This is a genomic window from Aestuariivivens sediminis (genome assembly GCF_022662105.1).
In the GTDB taxonomy this organism is placed as follows: Bacteria; Bacteroidota; Bacteroidia; order Flavobacteriales; family Flavobacteriaceae; genus Aestuariivivens; species Aestuariivivens sediminis.
Genome location: NZ_JAKMCP010000002.1, coordinates 337,160 through 356,618, shown reverse-complemented (window position 1 = coordinate 356,618; position 19,459 = coordinate 337,160). Strand labels below are relative to the sequence as shown.

Sequence of the window (19,459 nt, the reverse complement as noted above, 5' to 3'; positions counted from 1 at the left end):
ATCCTTCAACAGACACGGAAACCAAAACTACGAAAAGTATTTTTGATTTGTGGTTTATATTTTGCAATTTCATACCCTAATATTTATGATCTAAAGCCTTAACGCATTATGATCCTTGAAGTTTGTGCGAACTCCTACCTATCGGCCATTCATGCTGAAGAAGCGGGGGCGAATCGTATCGAGTTATGTTCAGAACTGGCGGTGGGTGGAATAACACCGTCATACGGGTTAATAAAACAGGTAACTCAGGTCCTGTCCATCCCTGTATTTGTATTAATCAGACCCCGCAGTGGGAATTTTTGTTATACCCAGGAGGAGTTTGAAATCATGAAGCATGATATAAGGTTATGTAAAGAATTGGGTTGTTCCGGGATTGTTTCAGGGGTACTTCATAAGGATGGTACTATCGATTTGGAGCGCACTAAAGCACTTGTTGCGCTGTCTAAACCATTGTCCTTTACCTTTCATCGCGGGTTCGATGGGGTCCCAGATCCCACAGAGGCATTGGCAGATTTAATAGAAATAGGCGTAAGCCGGGTACTTACCTCAGGGCAGGAGGTCTCGGCAGAACAGGGGATGGCATTACTCTTAAAATTAAGATTAATGGCAAACAATAGGATTAACATTCTTCCGGGTGGGGGCATTAACCCCGGTAACGCCCCATGGTTTAAACAACAGGGATTTTCGGAAATTCATGTGTCGGGAACGACGGTGGACGTGGTTAATGCCCCCCCTAAGGTACCCATGAATAATAAGAGGCTTTTTGATGAAACCGTACATGTTTACTCGAGTCAAAATATTATAAAACAAATAGTAAAGGCGATTAAATGATATGGTGTTTCCTTTCTGCTGCAGCGGTCATTAGTCATCCCTGCCAAATTCTTAACGTATCGTTAAATATTAATTCGCAAAAAGGTTACTGCGGGTAAATGCAGTATCTTTGACTTAAAAAAGAAGTATGCTGCGTTGGATTGTCTTTTTGATCCTGTTTGGAATAATCGATATTTATGCCTATCAAGCCTTTAAAACCGTAAGTAAAAATCAGTGGTTTAATGTCCTTTATTGGGTGGTCACCCTACTGGTGGTTGGGAATTTCATACTGTATTACTATGGGTTTAACAGAAGGGATGGGTTTTCTCATGCCCATGCTTATGCCTTTGGTTTTTTTGTGGCTATTTTAATACCAAAGATGGTGTTATTGCTTGTCATGCTGGGAGAGGATGTCTTCAGGGTGCCCCTGGCCATCTATAGATATTTTACTGAAGGAGAAAGTGCCAAGGGCAATTATTTTGCATCCCGACGACAGTTTATCAGTCAGATCGCCCTGGGTATTACGGCCATACCCTTTGCTTCCATACTTTACGGTATTTACAGAGGGAAATACAATTTTAAAGTCCTTAAATATACCCTGCATTTTGAAGATCTGCCCCAAGCTTTCGACGGCTATAAAATTACCCAAATAAGTGACATTCATTCCGGAAGTTTTGACAATATGGAAAAGGTCAAATATGGGGTGGATTTAATAAACCAACAAGGGGGTGATGTTATTTTGTTTACCGGTGATATAGTGAATAACAAGGCGGATGAGTTGCGTCCCTATATACAAGTTTTTAATAAACTGGAAGCTAAGGATGGTCTGTTCTCCATTTTAGGGAACCATGATTATGGGGACTACGTAAGATGGGATTCTGAAGCAGAGAAAACTAAAAATTTGGAGACCTTAAAACAACATCAGAAAAACATCGGTTTTGATCTATTACTGAATGAAAGCCGATATTTGGAAAAGGATGGAGAACGGATTGCTTTAATTGGTGTTGAAAACTGGGGGTCCGGAGGATTTAAAAAAGCAGGCGACCTAAAAAAAGCCTCTCAAGGCATAGCGGAGAATGATTTTAAGATTTTAATGAGCCATGATCCTACCCATTGGGAAAAACAGGTCATTAAGGACCAATACCATTACCATTTAACGCTCAGTGGCCATACCCATGGCATGCAGTTTGGTATTGAAATACCCGGCTGGTTTAAGTGGAGTCCGGCCAAATGGCGCTACAGGTATTGGGCGGGGATGTATGAAGAAAGTCGGCAATATATAAATGTAAACAGAGGATTTGGGTATTTGGCCTTTCCGGGACGTGTTGGAATTTGGCCTGAAATCACGGTGATTGAACTCAAAAAAGGAAGCGCCATGGCATAATAGGCAGGCAAGGTGTTGCAGATGTGCGTAAAATTATTAAATTTAGTGAATTATTCGGTTTTGCGGACTTAAACAACCCAAAGCGTTATTGTTTCAAAAAAATACGTAGGTTTGTATAAGTACATTTGACTATTAAATACATACTTATGTCAAAATTTGGTGAACTAATAGATGTAGAAGTTCCGGTTTTGCTAGACTTTTACACCGAATGGAATGAACAGTCCACTACCATGCACGCCGTCCTTCGAGATGTAGCTGCCGCTCTTGGCGACAAAGCAAAAGTCATTAAAATTGATGTCGATAAAAATGAAGAACTTGCCGAAGCGCTTCGCGTTAAAGGTTTGCCAACGCTTATAATCTATAAGGACGGTGAAATGAAATGGCGGCAAAGCGGCGAACAGGATGCCAACACCCTCATAGGAATCATTCAACAGTATATTTAATAGGACCTTTATTCTCCTTTTCCCGAAAGGACAAGTTGGATTTAAGCTCTTTTTATAAGACCTCTACTCCCTTTTACAAGGAATTAATAGCCTTAAACTCGAATCCTTTTTCACTAAAGTATTGCAAGGCCCTGGGTAGGGTAAATTGCATGTTTTTGGCGGCCTTTAAACTGTCGTGAAACACAACGATGCTTCCATTGGATGCTTTGTTAATAACATTATTCAGGCAATGTTCTTCAGAAAGGGTCTTATCCCAATCAAAGGACAAAACATCCCACATGACTATATGATATCCCATGTCCAGAATTTTTTTACTTTGACCGGGTTTCATCTTACCATAGGGGGGCCTGAATAAGTGTATGGGATGGTCCTGAATTAAGGAGTTTTGTTTGTCCGGCAAATGCGCATGTAATAGTTGAGTTTTCAAAACGGATTCGCATAGCCTGATATTTTCTAAATAGCGTGTCGTTTTAGTTTTCCAACCCTTTAGGTGATCGTGGGTATGGTTGCCAATACGGTGGCCCCCTGCAAGAATATTTTTAAAGATATCGGGGTGCTTGTTAATGTTGTTACCAATACAAAAAAAGGTGGCTCTGGCATTAAATTTATTTAAGGTCTCTAAGGTCCAATCCGTAATTTCTGGAGTTGGACCATCGTCAAAAGTCAGGTATAGGGTCTTGCTTTTCGAGGGAATGTCCCAAACGTAGTCAGGGAACATTTTTTTTAATAATAGCGGTGTTTTTACAGGCGTAAACCCCATATTTATTGCATTGAATCTAACATAAGCAAACTATCCGATGAGGGCATATCGCCATCAATTATTGGTTCCTCCATTGGTTCTTCGGGTTCATCGCCACCATAAAAATGATTAAACAGTTTTAGATAATCGTTAAAAACATCACCCTCAGTATCCGCAAATTCATCATCGTGCTGTAATAACACATCTATTAACCCTTTGTAACGCTGAATATCGGTATAGATATCCTCAAACATGCGTTCCTGGTTTGAGATTTTTAAACCGCTGAAATAGGTTAAATTTTCCTGATATTTTTTGGCAACATCCTTAAATAGTTGTCGCGCCTTGTCCTGGTTGCCCACTTCGTAGTAAGCACTGATATAAGGTTCTAAAAGGGTGTAATAACCATAATAATCGACCGGCATATTTTTCATGGCCAAATCCGCTATTTCCTCTGCCTTATCTAATTCACCTTCATTAATAAGCTGCTCGATTAATCGGGCCAAATTACTGCGATAGGTAATGGAGTTTTTACGCGTTTCCGGATCGTGATAGATGGTGGGACTACCACTATTGCCCCAATCCCAGAGCTTTACTTTTTCATACATAAGGTCACTGTCCACACGTCCCATATCGAAGGGATTTGCACGATCTATAGGGGTTTTTATGGGAACCAACTTATAGCACATGCCGTCCAGTTGCAAATAATCTTTCATCCAGATATAGTCGTCGTCCCCAAACGCACCACCTGTAAAATAAATGGGTCGCTTCCAATGGTTATTGGCCACAATATCCAGCATCAGGAGCCTGTTTTTTAATATGGCACTACCACTAATTTTAATATAAATGGTATCTACCATCATTTCGGCGTCCTTGGGTTTAACAATGCCATATTTTAAGGCGTTTTCCTTGTTTACGGGCAATTTTAAATGAGGCGTGGGTAAATAATTGGCATTTAAATCCTGACTCCTAATTTGTGAAATATCGATACCTTGCTGTTGGAGTATGTATTTGTATTTGGTTCTAACATTGTCACTGGCAATAAAATTCAGGGCATCTTTAATTTCCAGCGTATCCTTGATTAAGGTTTCGACGGCGACATATTCGTTGGTTCCAAACTGGTAATTTTTATGGGCTAACTGTGATGGTATGGGATCACTTTCGTAAGCTTTCCGTTTCATTTGGTCTATGTACCAATCGGTTTGGAATAAACTGGTATTCACCACCCGTACATCGGTTCTGTATCCCTCAATTTCTTGGGCATACCATAAGGCAAAGGTATCATTATCGCCAATGGTAAATAAAATGGCGTTTTCGGAACAGGAGTCTAAATACTTTTTTGCCATGGATCTGGCGGTGTATTTATCGGAGCGATCATGGTCATCCCAGTTATTGGCAGCCAATATGGCTGGAACCAGGATTACGCAAACTACGGTTATAAGGGGTGCTGCCATTTTCTTGGGGAGGTGCTTTTTCAGGACCTCAAAAATAGCATATACCCCAAATCCAATCCATAAGGCAAAAACATAAAATGAGCCTACTACGGAATAATCCCGTTCGCGAGGTTCAAAGGGGCGTACATTAGTGTAAAACTGTATGGCTACTCCGGTAAACAGAAAAAATACCAGCATCACCCAAAACAACTTCTTATCATGGTTAAACAAAAAGAAAAATCCAATAAGCCCTAGGATTAACGGTAAAAAGTAATAAGTGTTTCGGGCTTTATTGTTTTTAACATCACTCGGTAAATTATCCTGAGATACGCCCAAATGCCATTCATCAATGGGTTTTATACCACTAATCCAATTCCCATGGTTGTCGTAACGGCCTTGAATATCGTCTTGTCTGCCAACAAAATTCCACATAAAATAACGCCAGTACATATAGCCTAACTGATACTCCAGCATATAGGCGATATTGCTTCCCAAAGATGGTTTTTCAATATCAATATAGCTCTTAAAACGTTTTAGGAAATTGTAATAATCCTCATAGTCCACATTGCCCTGTGCCACATCATTTTTAAAATTAGTGATGGCCGACCGAAGTTCGTTTTCCATCTGGTATTCCGGTTTCAGCTTAAAATCCAAAAAACCGGAAAACATCATGTAATTTTCGGCATGTTCAGGACTCCACATACGCGGTAAAATGGCAGCATGTTTTGAATTGTAGTTTTGCTTGGCATTCTTGTAATCGTTAACAATGGTGTATATCCCCTTTTCTTCATCCTTTTCATATTTAGGCTTATCATCTGCATAGGGATTCTGTTCATCCAGGTAAGCAAATTGGTCTGTAAACAAAGGACCATAAAACAAATGGGTTTCAGGATATTGTTCCAGGTTATAATAGGCTAATAGCTCTCGGGCACTGGAGGGATTATTTTCGTTAATAACAACATTGGCATTGGCGCGAATGGGCAACATGAGCCAGGTTGAAAACCCGATAATAATAAAAGCCAGACACAGGATGCTGGTGTTTAAATGAATATAGCCTTTTTTACGGGTGTATTTAAGCAGGTACTGGATTAGAGCCACCAAGGCAATTCCGGCAATTATAGATCCCGAGTTGAACGGCAGCCCAATAGTGTTTACGAAAAACAGTTCAGAGGCACTAAAGAACTTAAGGATATTGGGGGCCAGTAATTTGAAAATAAATAAAAGTACCGCTATCGCCACGGCATTTGCTATTATGAAATTCTTGACTGTTATGGTTTTGTAGTTTTTAAAATAGTAAATCAATCCGATGGCGGGAATGGTCAACAACCCCATAAAATGAACGCCGAATGATAACCCGATAATGAAGGCGATTAAAATAAGCCATTTGTTACCCCTGGGCTTGTCCATGTCCTGTTCCCAGCGAAGGGCCAACCAAAACAAGATGGACATGATTAATGTCGCCATGGCGTAAACTTCGGTCTCAACCGCGTTAAACCAGAACGAATCTGTAAACGCAAAGGCCAAACTGCCCACTAAACCACTTCCAAGAACCGCCAGGCCTTTTTGCTGAGGCAAATCTTTATCTGGAGCCACTAACTTTTTAAGCAGTAAGGTAATGGTCCAAAACATAAATAATATGGTGAAGGCACTGGCAACAGCACTCATCATATTCATCACCCAGCCTAAAAGCTCATTGTTTCCTAAAGCAAACATGGAGAAGAAAGCACCCAGCATCTGAAACAATGGTGCCCCCGGTGGGTGACCCACCTGAAGTTTAGATGAGGTTAAAATGTATTCACCGGCATCCCAAAAGCTTACGGTAGGTTCGACGGTAAGACTGTATGTTATAAGAGCTACTAAAAAAGTAAACCAACCAAAAATGGTGTTCCATTTTTTAAAGTTGAAATGTGTCATATCATATCCATGTTTGTTAGCCACGGCGAATTTAACAATAAATATGCTATTCCGGCTATTTTTAAGTAAACGTTAAGTTTAGGTGTTTATTTTTTCAAAAAAATCTTGTTCAAATAAAAGTTTGTGCTAAATTTGCACCCTCAAAAGACCAATGGCCTATGGTGTAACTGGCAACACGTCTGATTTTGGTTCAGAAGAGTCTAGGTTCGAGCCCTAGTAGGCCAACAACGGGGAAAGTCCCAATTCACAATTAGAGTTGGGATTTTTATTTCAACTGCATTCTATGCCATTTTTAATTAAAATATTATATATTTGCAGCATTGAAAGGAAAAATTAAAGATTGAGGGGACGGAAAGTCCCCTCTTTTTATACTGAAAATGTTTAATACTGCTGTTGAAAAACTGTTGAATGACGCCTTGGCTCAAAGGGAGGACTTGTTCCTTATCAACCTTACTATTTCAAGTGATAATAAAATTAACATAGTGATAGACGGTGATAGGGGTGTTACAGTTGAGGACTGCATGTTTATAAGTCGCGCCATAGAGCATAATTTAGATAGAGAGGAGCAGGATTTTGCTTTAGAAGTGATGTCTGCAGGAGCGGCATCACCCTTGGTCAATAAAAGGCAGTATAAAAAGCACATCAATAGGACACTGGGATTAAAAACCATTGACGATAAATTAGAAGGGACCTTAACCAGTGCAACCGATGAAAAAATTACTTTGGAATGGAAAGTTAGGGAACCAAAGCCTGTAGGGAAGGGTAAGGTCACCGTAAAAAAGCAAGCGAGTATTGCTTATGAAGATATTGTAGAAGCAAAAGTTATGATTAAATTTTAATTCAGTAAAGCGTTATGGAAAATGTTGCGTTAATTGAGTCTTTTTCGGAATTTAAAGACGATAAATTAATAGATCGTGTAACCTTAATGGCCATCTTGGAAGATGTATTTAGAAGTGCCTTAAAAAAGAAATATGGAGACGATGATAATTTCGATATCATCGTAAATCCGGATAAGGGAGATTTAGAGATTTGGAGAAATAGGGTAGTAGTGGCCGATGGGGAAGTAGAAGATCCAAACCAGGAAATTTCACTTTCGGAAGCGCGTAAAATCGAACCCGATTTTGAAGTGGGTGAGGATGTATCAGAAGAAGTAAAATTGATTGATTTAGGGAGACGTGCCATTTTAGCATTACGTCAAAACCTGATTTCAAAAATTCACGAGCATGACAACACTATAATCTACAAGCAATTCAAGGATTTAGTTGGAGAAATTTATACGGCTGAAGTGCATCATATTCGTCATAGGGCTGTGATTTTGTTGGATGATGAAGGTAACGAAATTGTGTTGCCTAAAGACAAACAGATTCCTTCAGATTTCTTTAGAAAAGGAGATAATGTAAGAGGGATTATTGAAAGCGTTGAGCTTAAAGGGGCTAAACCGGCCATTATAATGTCCAGAACCTCCCCAACATTCTTAGAGAAGTTGTTTGAACAGGAAATCCCTGAGGTTTTTGATGGTCTTATTACCATTAAAAATGTAGTAAGAATACCCGGTGAAAAAGCAAAAGTTGCCGTAGATTCTTATGATGACAGAATAGATCCTGTAGGAGCATGCGTGGGGATGAAGGGTTCCAGGATTCACGGTATTGTGAGGGAGTTGGGCAATGAGAATATTGATGTCATTAACTACACCAATAACCTTCAACTTTACATTACTAGGGCTTTGAGCCCGGCACGTGTGACCTCTCTTAAAATAGATGAAGATACGAAACGGGCAGAAGTGATTTTAAAACCGGAAGAGGTAAGTAAAGCTATTGGTCGTGGCGGCCATAACATAAGATTGGCCGGGCAATTAACTGGTTATGAAATAGACGTATTTAGAGAAGGTGCAGAAGAAGATGTTGAATTAAGTGAGTTTTCTGATGAAATCGATACATGGATTATTGAAGAATTCAGTAAGGCAGGTTTAGATACGGCTAAAAGTGTTTTGGAACAAGACGTTGATGATCTTGTGAAGCGAACCGATCTCGAGGAAGAAACGATAAAAGAGGTTATTAGAATTTTAAGAGAAGAATTTGAAGAATAGGAGCTGTTCCTTATATTGACGGGAACAGTATTAAAAATATTTGAGTATTTTAAAGGCGATTTATGGCTGAAACAATTAGATTAAATAAAGTATTACGCGAGCTTAATATTTCTTTAGACCGTGCTGTGGAGTTTTTGGATTCCAAAGGTGTGGAAATTGAAAAGCGCCCAACGACAAAAATTTCTGAGGAGGTTTATTTAATTCTTTCAAATGAATTTGAAACCGATGCCAATAAAAAAATGGCGTCGCAAGAAGTGAGTGAGGCGAAACAAAAGGAAAAAGATTTATTACGGGAGCAACGTGAGCGTGAACTGGAAGAAAAACAAAAAGAATTAGCCAATAAAGAGGAGGTTATAAAAGCGACAAAAACACTTTCCGGGCCAAAGCAGGTTGGGAAAATAGACCTTGATGCCAAAAAGGCAGAAGAAAAAAAGGAAACGCCAAAAGAAGCGGTTGCCGAAAAGCCTGAAAAGGAAGAAGCGTCTAAACCAGAACCTGTAAAGGCAGAAAAGGAAGCCGTTAAAAAGGTTGATAAAAAACCAAAAGCTAAAAAGGAAGCACCTTCAGAAGAGGAATCTGCGGTTGAGGAAAAAGTTGAAACCAAATACCAAAAGCTTTCGGGACCAAAAATCGCTGGGGACAAAATTGATTTGTCGCAATTTAATAAGCCAAAGAAAAAGAAAGAAGATAAAAAAGTTGCCAGTAAGGACGAATCGAAAAACAAGAAGAAGCGTCGTCGCATTAGTAAAGCGCCAGCGTCATTCGATAATAAAGGCGATGGTCAGCGCAGTGATAGGTCCGGAAAGTTTAAAGGCAAACAAGGTCAGGGGCGTCGAAGCATTGTAAAAGAAGAGCCCAGTGAGGAGGATGTAAAAAAACAAGTACGTGAAACCCTTGAAAAATTGCAGGGTAAATCCAGTAAAGGGAAAGGGGCCAAATACAGACGAGACAAAAGAGAACAACACAGGGAACAATCGCAGCTCGATCAGGAACTGGAAGCTGCAGAAAGCAAGATCCTTAAAGTTACCGAATTTGTAACGGCAAGTGAAGTGGCAACAATGATGGATGTTCCGGTGACTCAAATTATATCGGCGTGTATGTCACTTGGTATGATGGTCACCATGAATCAACGATTGGATGCGGAAACCTTATCCATAGTAGCCGAAGAATTTGGCTATAAAGTGGAGTTTGTAACTGCCGATATTGAAGAAGCCATTGAAGACATTAAAGACAAACCTGAAGATTTAAAACCAAGGGCTCCGATTGTAACCGTAATGGGTCATGTAGACCATGGTAAAACATCACTACTGGATTATATCCGTAAGGAAAATGTTATAGCCGGGGAATCCGGGGGTATCACACAGCATATTGGCGCCTATGGTGTTCAGTTGGAAGATGGCCAAAAGATAGCATTTTTGGATACACCAGGTCACGAAGCTTTTACAGCAATGCGTGCTCGTGGGGCTCAGGTAACCGATTTGGCGATAATAGTTGTGGCGGCAGATGACGATATTATGCCACAAACCAAAGAGGCCATAGCTCACGCACAGGCAGCAGGTGTCCCCATAGTATTTGCCATTAATAAAATTGATAAACCGGATGCGAACCCCGAAAAGATTAAAGAGGGATTAGCAAATATGAATTTATTGGTTGAGGATTGGGGTGGTAAAATTCAATCTCACGATATCTCTGCCAAAGTAGGAACAGGAGTAAAGGAACTTTTAGAAAAAGTATTGCTCGAGGCCGAATTATTGGAATTAAAAGCAAATCCAAATAAACCGGCAATGGGAACGGTTGTTGAGGCCTATTTAGATAAAGGGCGAGGGTATGTATCTACCATTTTGGTACAGGGAGGAACCTTACGCGTTGGAGATTATGTTTTGGCAGGTCAGCACAGTGGTAAGGTTAAAGCCATGCATGATGAGCGCGGTAATGAAGTGAAGGAAGCCGGACCTTCGACGCCTGTATCCATTTTAGGGTTGGATGGTGCGCCGCAAGCCGGAGATAAATTTAACGTTTTTGAAGACGAACGCGAAGCCAAGCAAATTGCAACCAAAAGGGCCCAATTACAACGTGAACAATCAGTACGAACCCAACGTCATATTACCTTGGATGAAATAGGACGTCGAATCGCCTTGGGTGATTTCCAAGAGTTGAACATCATCCTTAAAGGGGATGTGGATGGTTCGGTAGAGGCCTTAACCGATTCGTTCCAAAAACTATCCACCGAGGAAATTCAGGTCAATATTTTACATAAAGGAGTTGGTGCCATCACCGAAAGTGATGTCTTATTGGCTTCAGCATCTGATGCGATTATCGTAGGGTTTAATGTTCGTCCGGTGGGGAACGCAAGAAGTCTTGCGGACAAGGAGGAAATTGATATCAGAACGTATTCGATCATCTATGATGCCATCAATGATCTCAAAGATGCCATGGAAGGTATGTTATCGCCGGAGCTTAAGGAAGAAATTACCGGAACTGCCGAAATCAGGGAGACGTTCAAGATCTCAAAAATTGGAACTATTGCGGGATGTATGGTTACCAATGGTAAGATTTTTAGAAATTCTGGAATCCGATTGATTAGAGACGGCGTGGTACTCTTTACGGGAGAATTAACATCCTTAAAGCGTTTTAAAGATGATGTTAAAGAAGTCAGTAAAGGCTATGATTGCGGTATGCAGATTAAAAACTACAACGATATTAAAGAAGGTGATATTATCGAAGCCTTCCAACAAGTAGAGGTTAAAAAGAAACTGAAATAAAGCAAAAATATTCAAACAAAAAAGGGACCTTTTAGTCCCTTTTTTTTGTTTTCATATGATATGACATGAAGGTGCCTGTATGAGTAATAATTCACATTCTGTCATTCAGAACGGAGCGTAGCGAAGTGAAGAATCTTTTGATTAACCGAGAGATGCCGCCTTCCGTTGGAATGACAAAACACTTTTTTTGTATTTCGACACATTACCGATATTCAATCATTACTTTTTTGGTTTAAAAATAAAAGCCCCGGAAAACTTCTGTTTAATCTGTCTTAAGGCTCTGTCTGCTTCGAGACGAATGCGATAATTACCGACCCAAATTTTAAAGTTTGGGGACTCATATTCTAATCGGGATTTCCAATTATCGAAAGCCAAATGGAATTCTTTTTGAGCATTTTGAGCGCCTGTTCTATCGCCGGAATAAATCTGTATTTTATAATAATCGTTGCTCTCCTGATTTATTTCCTTTTTTAAATCCAATAAATTATTTATCGATTTATCCTGATTTAAAATGACATGACCCTGTTGTGCTTGTGTGTAATTAGTTGATAAAATACAAAATACGGCTAAGGATAAAATGATTTTAAAAGGTAATGATTTCATGGGATAAGATTATTTATACAAAGGTATACGTTATTAACTAAAATGCGGACTTTTTATTATTTAGAAACTGTCTAAATTAGTAATTAACAGTTCTCTAACATTTCTAAAATCGACTAGATATATTACTTTTGCGACAGATTTTTTTAATTGTGCTTTTTTTGTTTATCATTGAAAAAATCGTACCAAAGTTTAGAAGTTAATTTAACCAAAAATATGATACAGGTAAATTACCGTAAATTAAGCTATTGCTTACTTCGTTTTGGATTAATTGTTTTATTAGCATTTACTACAACACTTTCAGCCCAGGAAGGGGATCCAGCTAAAGGGAAATCTTTATTCAATGCCAATTGTGCAGCTTGTCACCAATTGGATAAAAAAATGACGGGTCCTGCTTTGCGTCAAGTGGAACAACGTTTGGCGGATGAGCAAGGGTTGGATAGAGAATGGATTTATGCCTGGGTGCGTAATAGTGCCGGTGTTATTAAATCTGGAGATGCCTATGCTAATAAGGTGTATAACGATTATGGTGGTGCTGCTATGACCGCATTTCCTCAATTAACAGATGAGGATTTAAATAATATTTTGGCTTATACTGCCCAGGAAAAAGCCGCACCTGTAGCTCCGGCTGCTGGAACCGGTGTTGCTGTGACACCTGCCGCTCAGGGAGGTATTTCAAACGAAATTATTTTGGGAGCGATAGCCATTCTTTTTATGTTGTTAGCGCTTGGCCTGTATTTGGTTAACAAAACACTGCGTCGGTTTGCTGTGGCTCAAAATATTGAATTGCCCGAGGAATCCAGAAGGACACCCTTATGGAAAGCTTTCGTGCAAAACCAGTTTCTTATGTTAGTGGTTGCCATTTTCTTCTTATTGGCAAGTGCTTATTATGTATTTGGTTATCTTATGCAAATTGGTATAGATCAAGGGTATCAACCCGTACAGCCCATACATTTTTCACATAAAATTCACGCAGGAGACAATGGTATTGATTGTAAATATTGTCACTCCTCAGCACGGGTGAGTAAATCATCCGGAATACCATCATTGAACATCTGTATGAACTGCCATAAATCCATTTATGAGTACAAAGGGGAGACTTCTCCGGAATATTCTAAAGAATTCTATGATGGTGAAATTCAAAAATTATATGCTGCAGCCGGATGGAGTGATGCCGATCAAAGATATACAGGCGAATCGCAACCGGTAAAATGGGTGCGTATCCATAATTTACCGGACTTTGTGTATTTTAATCACTCTCAGCACGTTTCGGTTGCCGGTGTAGAATGCCAAACCTGTCACGGTCCGGTTGAGGAAATGGAAATTCTTTATCAGGATGCGCCCTTGACCATGGGATGGTGTATCAATTGCCATAGGGAGACCAATGTTAAAGTGGAGGATAATGCCTATTACGAGAAAATTCATGAAGAACTTTCTAAAAAATATGGTGTAGAAAATTTAACGGCAGCCCAAATGGGAGGTCTGGAATGTGGTAAGTGCCATTATTAAATAATGTGTCGCATTAAACGAGTGTACTGCGCTACGTTGAAACGCAGTAGAAGGGTAAAAATAAATTTAAGAAGTAATTCAATTAAATAATATGTCATCAAACAAGAAATACTGGAAAAGTGTTGAGGAGCTAAACGAAAATAGTTCTATTGTTGAGACTCTAAAACAGAACGAGTTTGTAGAAGAAATTCCTACCGATGAATTTTTAGGCGATAAAACCACTTTAGAATCTGCTTCCACAACACGACGCGATTTCTTAAAATATGTTGGGTTTAGTACAGCAGCTGCATCTTTAGCAGCCTGTGAGGGACCCGTTAAAAAGTCCATACCTTATGTGGTACAGCCTACCGAGATCATTCCCGGTGTGGCAAACTATTATGCGAGCACTATTGCGGACGGGTTTGATTTTGCAAGTATATTGGTTAAAACACGTGAAGGGCGGCCTATAAAAATAGAGCGTAATGCCATGGCAACAACCAATGGTGGAGCCAATGCCAGGGTGAATGCTTCCGTATTAGGCCTTTACGATAGTTTAAGGGTTCAGGGACCCAGAAAAAATGGGGAGTCCATTTCATGGAGCCAGTTGGATGATGAAGTTACTTCAGAATTGGCTAAGTTAACTAATGAAGGCAAGGCCATTGTGCTATTAACACAAACTTTTGCAAGTCCTTCAACCGGTAAATTAATTTCAGAATTCAAGGAAAAATATACAACGGCTCAACATGTGATTTATGATGCGGTTTCAGAATCGGCTGCTTTAGATGCCTACGAGGCAAAATATGGTGAACGCGGACTGGCCAATTACGATTTTTCCGAGGCCATGACCATTGTATCCGTTGGCGCTGATTTCTTAGGAGATTGGCAAGGTGGTGGTTTTGATTCCGGATATGCTAAAAACAGAGTACCCAGCCATGGAAAAATGTCAAGACATATTCAATTTGAATCGAATTTGTCACTATCGGGAGCCAATGCCGATAAGCGTGTGCCTTTAACACCGACACAACAAAAGTTGGTCTTGGCCAAATTACATAGTTTAATTACCGGTAAAAATGTCGCCGTTGATCTGCCGGAAGCGATTGCTTTGTCGGTCGAAAGTGCGGCATCACAACTCAAAAGAGCAGGCAGTAAAGGTGTTGTAGTAACGGGGATACAGGATGTCAATGCGCAAATGGTCGTACTTGAAATCAATGAATCTCTGGCCAGCAAGGCATTCGATCCAGAAACAACTATTAAAACAAGACAGGGTAATGCCAAAGCGGTGGCACAATTAGTAGCCGATATGAAGGCTGGTAATGTAGGCGCCATTATTATGTGTGGCGTTAACCCGGTATATACCTTACCCAATGCAACCGATTTTGTTGAAGGTCTAAAAACGGTAAGCCTGTCCGTAGGTTTCTCAATGAAGGAAGACGAAACGGCATCATTGTGTGACTATTTGGCTGCTACTCCGCACTATTTGGAGGCATGGGGAGATGTGGAGTTAAAGAAAGGGCATTATGGCTTAACACAACCGACCATTCGTCCCTTGTTCGATACCAGACAATTTCAAGAAGCCTTACTAAAGTGGACGGGGAATGACCGTTCTTATCACGATTATATTAAAGAGGCCTGGGGTGCTACTATCTTAGGCGATAGCTCATTCAATCAAGCCTTGCACGATGGCGTGTACGTTGGAAATATTGCCACGGAAACCCAAGATACAACCGCTTCTGATGCAACAGAAGCCCCTTCAGAAACTGCAGTCTCAAGTAATGCAGCCCAAGCTCTGGTTTCTTCAGCGACATTCACAGATGGCAGTTTGGAACTTACCTTATACACTAAAGTAGGGATGGGAGATGGCCAACAGGCCAACAACCCCTGGTTACAGGAGTTTCCGGATCCTATTACCAGGACGGCCTGGGACAACTATTTAACCGTTTCAAAAGCCGATGCTGATAATTTAGGTTTAGTAAACACCTATGTAGCCAATGGGGCTTTAAATAGTAACTATGCCAAGATTACCGTTAACGGGGTCAGTATTACAGCACCTGTTATCATTCAACCCGGGCAGGCAAAAGGATCTGTTGGTTTGGCACTAGGTTACGGGAAAACCAAGGGTATGAAATCTGAAATGCAGACAGGCGTTAATGCTTATCCATTATATCAGGCCTTTAATACGGTCCAACAAGTCACCGTTGAAGCCGTGGGAGGGGAACATGAGTTTGCCTGTGTTCAGTTACACAATACCTTAATGGGACGTGGTGATATTGTTAAGGAAACCACCCTGGAGATATTCAATACCAAAGATAAGGCACATTGGAATGCTGTTCCGGTGGTGTCATTAAATCATGAAGAGACACCGGTGACGTCACCTGATGTTGATTTGTGGGATGAATTTGATCGTTCTATAGGGCATCACTTTAATTTATCCATCGATTTGAACGCTTGTACCGGTTGTGGGGCTTGTGTTATTGCATGCCATTCCGAGAACAACGTACCCGTAGTTGGTAAAACGGAAGTTAGAAGGAGCCGTGATATGCATTGGCTGCGTATAGATCGCTATTATTCCTCACAAGATTCCTTTGAAAGCGACAATGAGAAGAAGGATGATATATCTGGTCTAGGAAGTTCGTTGAGTGAATTTAATGAAATGGAAAGGGCTTCTGAAAACCCTCAGGTCGCGTTTCAGCCAGTTATGTGTCAGCACTGTAACCACGCACCATGTGAAACGGTTTGTCCGGTTGCGGCAACATCACATGGTCGTCAGGGACAAAACCATATGGCCTATAACCGTTGTGTAGGGACACGGTATTGTGCTAACAACTGTCCTTATAAAGTGCGCCGTTTTAACTGGTTCTTGTACAATAATAATGAGGAGTTTGATTATCATATGAATGACGATTTGGGTCGTATGGTATTAAACCCGGATGTCGTTGTACGTTCTCGTGGCGTTATGGAGAAATGTTCGATGTGTATCCAAAAAACCCAAAAAACCATTTTGGACGCCAAACGCGATGGGCGTGACATTAAGGATGGGGAATTCCATACGGCATGTTCTGCGGCTTGTGGTAATGGTGCTATGGTGTTTGGAGATATTAATGATAAGGAAAGTAAAGTTGCAAAACTAAAAGAAGATAATCGTATGTATCACCTGTTGGAGCATGTTGGCACAAAACCAAACGTGATGTACCAGACCAAAGTGAGAAATACAACAGAAGCATAAATCTAATTAAAGAATCAATTATATAATTATGGCGTCTCATTACGAAGCACCTATTAGAAGACCTTTAGTTACAGGCGAAAAGTCATACCACGACGTTACAGTGGATGTTGCAAAACCTGTAGAGGGAAAAGCAAATAAACAATGGTGGATAGTTTTTGGCATTTCACTGGCTGCTTTTCTTTGGGGTATTGGATGTATTATTTATACGATATCTACAGGTATTGGAACTTGGGGTTTAAATAAAACCGTAGGTTGGGCCTGGGATATTACTAACTTTGTTTGGTGGGTAGGTATTGGTCACGCAGGAACACTTATCTCGGCTGTACTCCTTTTGTTCCGACAAAAATGGAGAATGGCTATTAACCGTTCTGCTGAGGCAATGACTATTTTTTCGGTAATTCAAGCGGGGTTATTTCCAATCATCCATATGGGTCGCCCGTGGTTAGGGTACTGGGTCTTACCCATACCAAACCAATTCGGGTCGCTTTGGGTGAATTTCAACTCTCCTTTACTTTGGGATGTATTTGCGATTTCTACCTATTTATCGGTGTCTTTAGTATTCTGGTGGACAGGGTTATTACCGGATTTTGCCATGATTCGTGATCGCGCCGTAAGACCTTTTCAGAAGAAAATTTATTCGTTATTAAGTTTTGGCTGGTCAGGTCGTGCAAAGGACTGGCAACGATTTGAGGAAGTTTCTCTGGTGCTTGCCGGTTTGGCAACACCTTTAGTGCTTTCTGTACATACCATAGTATCCTTCGACTTTGCTACATCTGTAATTCCCGGGTGGCATACCACGATATTTCCACCTTATTTTGTTGCAGGTGCTGTTTTCTCCGGATTCGCCATGGTAAACACCCTACTCATTATAATGCGTAAAGTGTGTGATTTGGAAGATTATATTACCGTTCAACATATCGAATTGATGAATATCGTCATCATGATTACGGGGTCTATAGTTGGGGTGGCTTATATTACTGAATTGTTTATCGCTTGGTATTCTGGTGTTGAATATGAGCAATATGCCTTCCTAAACAGAGCAACAGGACCTTATTGGTGGGCCTATTGGGCCATGATGACATGTAACGTGTTCTCACCACAGTTCATGTGGTTTAAGAAATTAAGGACCAGTATCATGTTTTCTTTTATTATTTCCGTTGTCGTGAATATAGGGATGTGGTTTGAACGTTTTGTCATTATTGTAACCTCCTTACATCGGGATTACTTACCTTCCTCATGGACCATGTTCTCGCCAACATTTGTGGATATCGGTATATTTATTGGAACTCTGGGATTCTTCTTTGTATTGTTCCTTTTATATTCCAGAACATTCCCTGTTATTGCACAGGCTGAGGTTAAAACCATTTTAAAATCTTCGGGAGAAAGATATAAAAAGTTAAGAGAAGCAGGGAAGAGCCTGGTAGGTACCGGAGCCGATGCGAGAACTTCTGGAACGAATAACCCAACAAAAAACTAAGGTAGCATATGGAAGCTTCAAAAGTAATTCACGCTATATACACCGATGATGATATCTTGATGTCTGCTGTAAAAAAGGTTAAGGCAGAAAGACACCATATAGAAGAAATATATACACCATTTCCGGTACATGGATTGGACAAGGCCATGGGATTGGCACCAACACGAATTGCCATAACATCTTTTATGTACGGACTAGTGGGGTTAACGGTTGCCATAGTCATGATGAATTTCATCATGATTGAAGATTGGCCTCAAAATATTGGAGGTAAACCAAGTTTTAGCTATTTGGAGAACATGCCTGCTTTTGTGCCGATTATGTTTGAGTTAACCGTGTTTTTTGCCGCGCATTTAATGGTGATAACCTTTTACTTACGCAGTAAGATGTGGCCCTTTAAAAAGGCTGAAAACCCGGATCCAAGAACTACAGATGACCATTTCTTGATGGAAGTGGCTGTTCATGGAAATGAAATTGAGTTGGCTGGCTTGCTCAAAGAAACGGGAGCCGTAGAAGTAAATTTAATTGATAAAGCGCATTAATAAATGAAGAGCTTAATTAAAATATTAGCAATAGCAGTCGTTTTATTGGCTGTATCATGTAAAAAAGATACTGCACCAAATTATCAGTTCATGCCCAATATGTATGAATCTGCAGGATATGAAACTTATGGAGAGGCCGCTTTTCCTAACGGTGTTGAAGCACAGTTACCTGCTGAGGGGTCTATAGCAAGGGGTCATTTTCCCTTTGAGATAGACAACTCCACTGAAGGTTATAACCTGGCCAAGGAGACCTTAACCAGTCCGTTGGACTCTTTACAGGTTGATCTGGTTCGAGGAAAAGAGCTGTACGATATTTACTGTGGTATTTGTCATGGAAATAAAGGCGATGGTAATGGAAATCTGGTAAAGCGAGAAAAAATATTGGGTATTCCCAGTTATGATGATGCAGGACGAGCCATTAATGAAGGAAGTATATACCATGTTATCTATTATGGAAAGAATGCCATGGGGAGTTACGCGAATCAGTTAAATGAGGAAGAACGATGGCAAGTTGTATCCTATGTTTTAAGGTTGAAAGCAGATTTAGAAAAGTAAGAAGATAAG

Annotated in this window: 14 protein-coding genes and 1 tRNA gene; 12 read left to right on the top strand and 3 right to left on the bottom strand. The window is 40.3% G+C overall.

Annotated features, from left to right (window positions below):
- The first annotated feature begins 108 nt into the window (after positions 1-108).
- From MR054_RS05900 to MR054_RS05890, 3 genes are all read left to right on the top strand, one after another.
- Positions 109-831 carry a copper homeostasis protein CutC gene (locus MR054_RS05900; protein WP_242156950.1) on the top strand — a complete coding sequence of 241 codons (723 nt, stop codon included), beginning with the start codon at positions 109-111 and terminating at the stop codon, positions 829-831.
- Positions 832-958: 127 nt separating this feature from the next.
- Positions 959-2,194: a metallophosphoesterase gene (locus tag MR054_RS05895; protein WP_242156949.1), complete on the top strand. Its 1,236-nt coding sequence runs from the start codon at positions 959-961 to the stop codon at positions 2,192-2,194.
- 146 nt (positions 2,195-2,340) lie between these two features.
- A complete protein-coding gene (locus MR054_RS05890; protein ID WP_242082854.1) occupies positions 2,341-2,637 on the top strand; it encodes a thioredoxin family protein in 297 nt (98 codons plus the stop codon).
- A 73-nt stretch (positions 2,638-2,710) separates the two neighbouring features.
- Here the strand turns inward: MR054_RS05890 and MR054_RS05885 are convergent, their stop codons facing one another.
- Positions 2,711-3,355, bottom strand: a complete 645-nt coding sequence (locus MR054_RS05885; protein ID WP_242156948.1) for a polysaccharide deacetylase family protein — start codon at positions 3,353-3,355, stop codon at positions 2,711-2,713.
- Positions 3,356-3,399: 44 nt separating this feature from the next.
- Positions 3,400-6,720: a DUF2723 domain-containing protein gene (locus MR054_RS05880; RefSeq protein ID WP_242156947.1), complete on the bottom strand. Its 3,321-nt coding sequence runs from the start codon at positions 6,718-6,720 to the stop codon at positions 3,400-3,402.
- A gap of 152 nt (positions 6,721-6,872) precedes the next feature.
- Here MR054_RS05880 and MR054_RS05875 point away from each other — a divergent pair.
- The 4 genes from MR054_RS05875 (at position 6,873) to infB (ending at position 11,568) form a co-directional block, all read left to right on the top strand.
- A tRNA-Gln gene (locus MR054_RS05875) sits at positions 6,873-6,945 on the top strand.
- Between the two features lie 152 nt (positions 6,946-7,097).
- Entirely contained in the window at positions 7,098-7,559 is a 462-nt protein-coding gene (gene rimP, locus MR054_RS05870; RefSeq protein ID WP_242082848.1) for a ribosome assembly cofactor RimP, read from the top strand.
- Positions 7,560-7,573: 14 nt separating this feature from the next.
- A complete protein-coding gene (gene nusA / locus MR054_RS05865) occupies positions 7,574-8,806 on the top strand; it encodes a transcription termination factor NusA (RefSeq protein WP_242082846.1) in 1,233 nt (410 codons plus the stop codon).
- Positions 8,807-8,868: 62 nt separating this feature from the next.
- Entirely contained in the window at positions 8,869-11,568 is a 2,700-nt protein-coding gene (gene infB / locus MR054_RS05860; RefSeq protein WP_242156946.1) for a translation initiation factor IF-2, read from the top strand.
- Between the two features lie 219 nt (positions 11,569-11,787).
- Here infB and MR054_RS05855 read toward each other — a convergent pair whose 3' ends face one another.
- Complete coding sequence (locus MR054_RS05855; RefSeq protein WP_242156945.1) at positions 11,788-12,171, bottom strand: SPOR domain-containing protein; 384 nt, start codon at positions 12,169-12,171, stop codon at positions 11,788-11,790.
- 213 nt (positions 12,172-12,384) lie between these two features.
- Between MR054_RS05855 and MR054_RS05850 the strand changes: the two genes are divergently transcribed.
- The 5 genes from MR054_RS05850 (at position 12,385) to MR054_RS05830 (ending at position 19,450) form a co-directional block, all read left to right on the top strand.
- A complete protein-coding gene (locus MR054_RS05850; RefSeq protein ID WP_242082840.1) occupies positions 12,385-13,677 on the top strand; it encodes a cytochrome c3 family protein in 1,293 nt (430 codons plus the stop codon).
- A gap of 91 nt (positions 13,678-13,768) precedes the next feature.
- Positions 13,769-16,879, top strand: coding sequence for a TAT-variant-translocated molybdopterin oxidoreductase (locus MR054_RS05845; protein ID WP_242156944.1), 3,111 nt, complete (start codon positions 13,769-13,771; stop codon positions 16,877-16,879).
- A gap of 28 nt (positions 16,880-16,907) precedes the next feature.
- Positions 16,908-18,356: an NrfD/PsrC family molybdoenzyme membrane anchor subunit gene (gene nrfD / locus MR054_RS05840; RefSeq protein ID WP_242082836.1), complete on the top strand. Its 1,449-nt coding sequence runs from the start codon at positions 16,908-16,910 to the stop codon at positions 18,354-18,356.
- An 8-nt stretch (positions 18,357-18,364) separates the two neighbouring features.
- Positions 18,365-18,895 (top strand): DUF3341 domain-containing protein, encoded by a 531-nt coding sequence (locus tag MR054_RS05835; RefSeq protein WP_242156942.1) that lies wholly within the window; start codon positions 18,365-18,367, stop codon positions 18,893-18,895.
- A 3-nt stretch (positions 18,896-18,898) separates the two neighbouring features.
- Positions 18,899-19,450 carry a c-type cytochrome gene (locus MR054_RS05830; RefSeq protein WP_242082833.1) on the top strand — a complete coding sequence of 184 codons (552 nt, stop codon included), beginning with the start codon at positions 18,899-18,901 and terminating at the stop codon, positions 19,448-19,450.
- The last annotated feature ends 9 nt before the right edge of the window (positions 19,451-19,459 follow it).